Origin of the sequence: Amaricoccus sp. (genome assembly GCF_036846665.1) — a bacterium.
Lineage (GTDB): Bacteria > Pseudomonadota > Alphaproteobacteria > Rhodobacterales > Rhodobacteraceae > Amaricoccus.
On record NZ_DAIUBO010000273.1, the window covers coordinates 1 to 4473 of the forward strand.

Here is a 4473-nt window from a genome sequence, read left to right on the forward strand (position 1 = left end):
GCCCGCCGCTGGCGGTGGTGCTGCCGGCCTCCACCGAGGAAGTCGCCGCGGTGCTCAGGCTCTGCCACGGCGAGCGCGTGCCGGTGGTGCCGCGGGGGTCGGGGACCAGCCTCGCGGGTGGGGCGCTGCCGACGGCCGATTGCGTGGTCCTCGGCGTGGCGCGGCTGACGGCGGTGCTGGAGACGGATTACGCGAACCGTTTCATCCGTCTGCAGACCGGGCGGACAAACCTCAGCGTGACCGGGGCGGTGGAGCACGAGGATTTCTTCTACGCGCCCGATCCGTCGAGCCAGCTCGCCTGCGCCATCGCCGGCAATATCGGGATGAACTCCGGCGGCGCGCATTGCCTGAAATACGGCGTGACCACCAACAACCTGCTCGGCGTGACCATGGTGCTGATGGACGGCACGGTGGTGGAGCTCGGCGGCGCGCATCTCGACGCTTCGGGCTACGACCTGCTCGGGGTGATCTGCGGCTCGGAGGGGCAGCTCGGCGTGGTGACCGAGGCGGTGCTGCGCATCCTGAAGAAGCCGGAGGGCGCGCGTCCCGTGCTGATGGGCTTCGGCTCCAACGAGGTCGCGGGCGCCTGCGTGCGCGACATCATCAAGGCCGGGGTGCTGCCGGTGGCGATCGAGTTCATGGACCGGCCCTGCATCCGCGCCTGCGAGGATTTCGCCCATGCCGGCTATCCGGACGTGGAGGCGCTCCTGATCGTCGAGGTCGAGGGCGCGGAGGCCGAGATCGCCGAGCAGCTCGCCAAGATCACCGAGATCGCGCGGCGCCACGATCCCGAGGAGCTGCGCGAGAGCCGCTCGGCGGCGGAAAGCGCGCTGATCTGGAAGGGCCGCAAGGCGGCCTTCGGCGCCATGGGGCAGATCAACGACTACATCTGCCTCGACGGCACCATCCCGGTGAGCGCCCTGCCGGAGGTGCTGCGGCGCATTGGCGAGATGACCGCGGGCTACGGGCTCGCCGTGGCCAATGTCTTCCATGCCGGCGACGGGAACATGCATCCGCTGATCCTCTACGACGCGAATGCGCCGGGGGAGCTCGAGAAGGCCGAGGCGCTGGGGGCCGACATCCTGACGCTCTGCGTCGAGGTGGGGGGATGCCTGACCGGCGAGCACGGGGTCGGCGTCGAGAAGCGCGACCTGATGGCGGTGCAATACGCGCCCGAGGACATCGAGGCGCAGCTGTGGGTCAAGGACGTCTTCGACCCCGACTGGCTGCTGAATCCGGCCAAGGTCTTCCCGCTGGAAAGCTCGAAGGCCCGCCGCGCGGCGTGATCCGGGCCGGGTGCGGGCGGTCGGTCCCACTCCCGACCGTGTCCCGGCAGCCGGCGCATGGCAGTTGCGGCAACGCAGCGAAGCAATCACCCGACGATGAGAGGGCGGCAAGGTCCCGTTGGCCGGGGTCGACCTGACCGGCCGCCGCGCTGGCAAAGGCTGCATCGGTCAGCCGAAGGGACCGCGGTGGCGGTTCAGTCCCGTGGGCCGTCGGGGCGGGTGAGCACGAAGGTTGCGGCACCGGCGAGGCAGGCGGCCTGGATGGCGAGGAGGCGGAGTGGCAGGCCGGCAAGGAAGCTGAGCGCGAGGGTCAGGGCCATGAGTGCCGTGGCCAGCCGTTTGGCGCGCGGGGCGATGGCGCCGTATCGCTCCCAGTCGCGAGTCGGCGGGCCAAAGCGCGGATGGGTCTCGAGCCAGTGGTGCAGGCGGGGCGAGCCGCGGGCGAAGGCGAAGGCCGCCAGCAGCACGAAGGGCGTCGTCGGCAGCAGCGGCAGCAGGACGCCGATCGCGCCGAGCGCGAGGAAAGTGCTGCCCATCCCGGTCCAGAAGATGCGACCCAAGACTGTCTCCCGACGATTGCCTCTCCCCGGTAAGGATAGTGCGCCCGGGCCATCATTGCGATGGCTTGCCTTGCTTCGGTGTTTGCGGACATGATCGGGCAGGGAGGCGATGGCCGCGACCATGACCGAATTCCAGCCGCATACCGAGGCGGAGCTCGCCGAACTGATCCGCGAGGCGGGGGCGCGGGGCGGGGGCTTCGCGATCCGCGGCGGCGGCACGCGCGCAGGACCCGCTGCGGAGGGGGCGGCACGGCTCTCCACCGCGGGCCTGAGCGGCATCAGCCTCTACGAGCCCGGTGCGCTGACGCTGGTGGTGCGGGCCGGCACGCCGCTCGCCGAGGTCGAGGCGGCGCTGGCGGCGGAGGGGCAGGTCCTACCCTTCGAGCCCTGGGACGCGCGGGCACTGACCGGACGGACCGGCATGCCGACAATCGGCGGGGTGGTGGCGACCAACGCCTCCGGGCCGCGGCGCATCCAGGCCGGCGCCTGCCGCGACAGCATGATCGGCATCCGCTTCGTCGACGGCACCGGGGCGGTGGTCAAGAACGGCGGGCGGGTGATGAAGAACGTCACCGGGCTCGACCTCGTCAAGCTGCTCGCGGGAAGCCACGGCACGCTCGGGGTCATCACGGAAGTGGCGTTCAAGCTGCTGCCCGGGCCCGCGGTCACCGCGAGCGTGGTGCTCGACGGGCTTCCTGCCGAGGAGGCGGTCGGGGCGATGACTGCAGCGCTCGGCACGCCCTTCCAGGTCTCGGCGGCGGCGCATCTGCCCGCGGGGGCGGGGGAAGCCTCGGCCACGCGGCTGCGGCTCGAGGGTCTCGCCGGCTCGGTGGCCTACCGCACCAGTGAGCTGGCGCGCGCGCTCCGGCGCTTCGGGGCGGCGCGCGTGGTGGAGGGTCCGGGCGACTGGCCGGCGATCCGCGACGCGGCGCGGCTCGGCGGGCGCGAGGGCGCGGTCTGGCGGATCTCGGTCAAGCCCACCGACGGCGCGCGGGTCGCGGCGCGGCTCGGCCCGGCGGAGGTGATGCTCGACTGGGGCGGCGGGCTGATCTGGGCGCTGGCGCCGGAGGATTTCGACCTGCGGGCCGCGCTCGCCGGCGTGCCGGGGCATGCGACGCTGGTGCGCGCCGGCGCCGAGGCCCGCGCCCGATGGGGCGTCTTCCATCCCGAGTCGCCGCCGGTGGCGGCGATCGCGGCCGGGTTGCGCGCACGCTTCGATCCGAAGGGCGTGCTCAATCCCGGGCTGATGGCGCCACGCGAACCGGTCCCGGCCTGAGCGGAGGGGTGCGATGCAGACGAATTTCACCCCCGAGCAGCTGCGCGACCCCGGCATCGCGCGGTCGAACGAGATCCTGCGCGCCTGCGTGCATTGCGGCTTCTGCACCGCGACCTGTCCGACCTACCAGGTGCTCGGGGACGAGCTCGACAGCCCGCGCGGGCGCATCTACCTCATCAAGGACATGCTGGAGGCGGGGAGGCCGGCGGACGAGAAGACCGTCCGGCACATCGACCGCTGCCTGAGTTGCCTCGCCTGCATGACGACCTGCCCCTCGGGGGTGCATTACATGCATCTGGTCGATCACGCGCGGGATCACATCGAGCGCACCTACCGGCGGCCGCGCTTCGAGCGGTGGCTCCGCTGGACGCTCGCGCGCATCCTGCCCTATCCGCGGCGGTTCCGGCTGGCCCTGCTCGGGGCCAGGATCGGGCGGCCCTTCGCGGGGCTTCTGCCCGATCCTCGGCTGAGGGCCATGCTCGAGATGGCGCCGAAGTCGATCCCGCCGGTCAGCCGCATGGACGACCCGCAGGTCTTTCCGGCCGAGGGCGCGCGGCGGCGACGGGTGGCGCTGATGACCGGCTGCGCCCAGCGCGCGCTCAACACCGACATCAACGAGGCGACGATCCGGCTCCTGACGCGGCACGGCTGCGAGGTGGTGATCGCGGAGGGCGCCGGCTGCTGCGGGGCGCTCACTCATCACATGGGAAAGACTGCGGAAAGCCATGCTTCGGCTGCGAAAAACATCCGGGCATGGATGCGTGAGGTCGAGGGCGCGGGGCTCGATGCCATCGTCATCAACACCTCCGGCTGCGGCACCACGGTCAAGGATTACGGCCACATGTTCCGCAACGACCCCCTAGCCGCGGAGGCGGCGCGGGTGGCGGGGCTGGCGCGGGACGTGAGCGAGGTGATGGAGGATCTCGGGCTCGCCGCCGTCGAGGCGCCGCCGCTGCGCGTCGCCTATCACGCCGCCTGCTCGCTCCAGCACGGCCAGCAGATCCGCTCGGCGCCCAAGGCGCTGCTGAAGGCCGCCGGCTTCGAGGTGGTGGAGCCGCGGGACGCGCATCTCTGTTGCGGCTCGGCGGGGACCTACAACCTGATGCAGCCCGAGATCTCCGCCGCGCTCAAGGCGCGCAAGCTCGCGACCCTGCTCGAGCGCGGCCCGGAGGTGATCGCCGCCGGCAACATCGGCTGCATGATGCAGATCGGCTCGGCCACGTCGGTGCCGGTGGTCCATACCGTCGAGCTGCTCGACTGGGCGACCGGCGGGCCGAGGCCGCCAGCGCTCAGCGGGCGGTGAGGCGCATCCTCCTTCTCGCGCTCTTCCTGGCGGCGCTGCCGCTCGCGG

At 72.1% G+C, this 4473-nt stretch carries 4 protein-coding genes; 3 read left to right on the plus strand and 1 reads right to left on the minus strand.

Features of this window, described 5'->3' with window-relative positions; genetic code table 11:
* A partial coding sequence (locus tag V7050_RS18435; protein WP_324410984.1) for an FAD-linked oxidase C-terminal domain-containing protein occupies positions 1-1286 on the plus strand: 1286 nt, incomplete at its 5' end.
* Positions 1287-1480: 194 nt separating this feature from the next.
* Here the strand turns inward: V7050_RS18435 and V7050_RS18440 are convergent.
* Positions 1481-1846 (minus strand): YbaN family protein, encoded by a 366-nt coding sequence (locus V7050_RS18440; protein ID WP_324368937.1) that lies wholly within the window; start codon positions 1844-1846, stop codon positions 1481-1483.
* A gap of 109 nt (positions 1847-1955) precedes the next feature.
* Here V7050_RS18440 and V7050_RS18445 point away from each other — a divergent pair, with 109 nt between their 5' ends.
* Complete coding sequence (locus V7050_RS18445) at positions 1956-3122, plus strand: FAD-binding protein (protein ID WP_324368935.1); 1167 nt, start codon at positions 1956-1958, stop codon at positions 3120-3122.
* Positions 3123-3135: 13 nt separating this feature from the next.
* Positions 3136-4425, plus strand: a complete 1290-nt coding sequence (gene glcF / locus V7050_RS18450; RefSeq protein WP_324374131.1) for a glycolate oxidase subunit GlcF — start codon at positions 3136-3138, stop codon at positions 4423-4425.
* Positions 4426-4473: the final 48 nt, after the last annotated feature.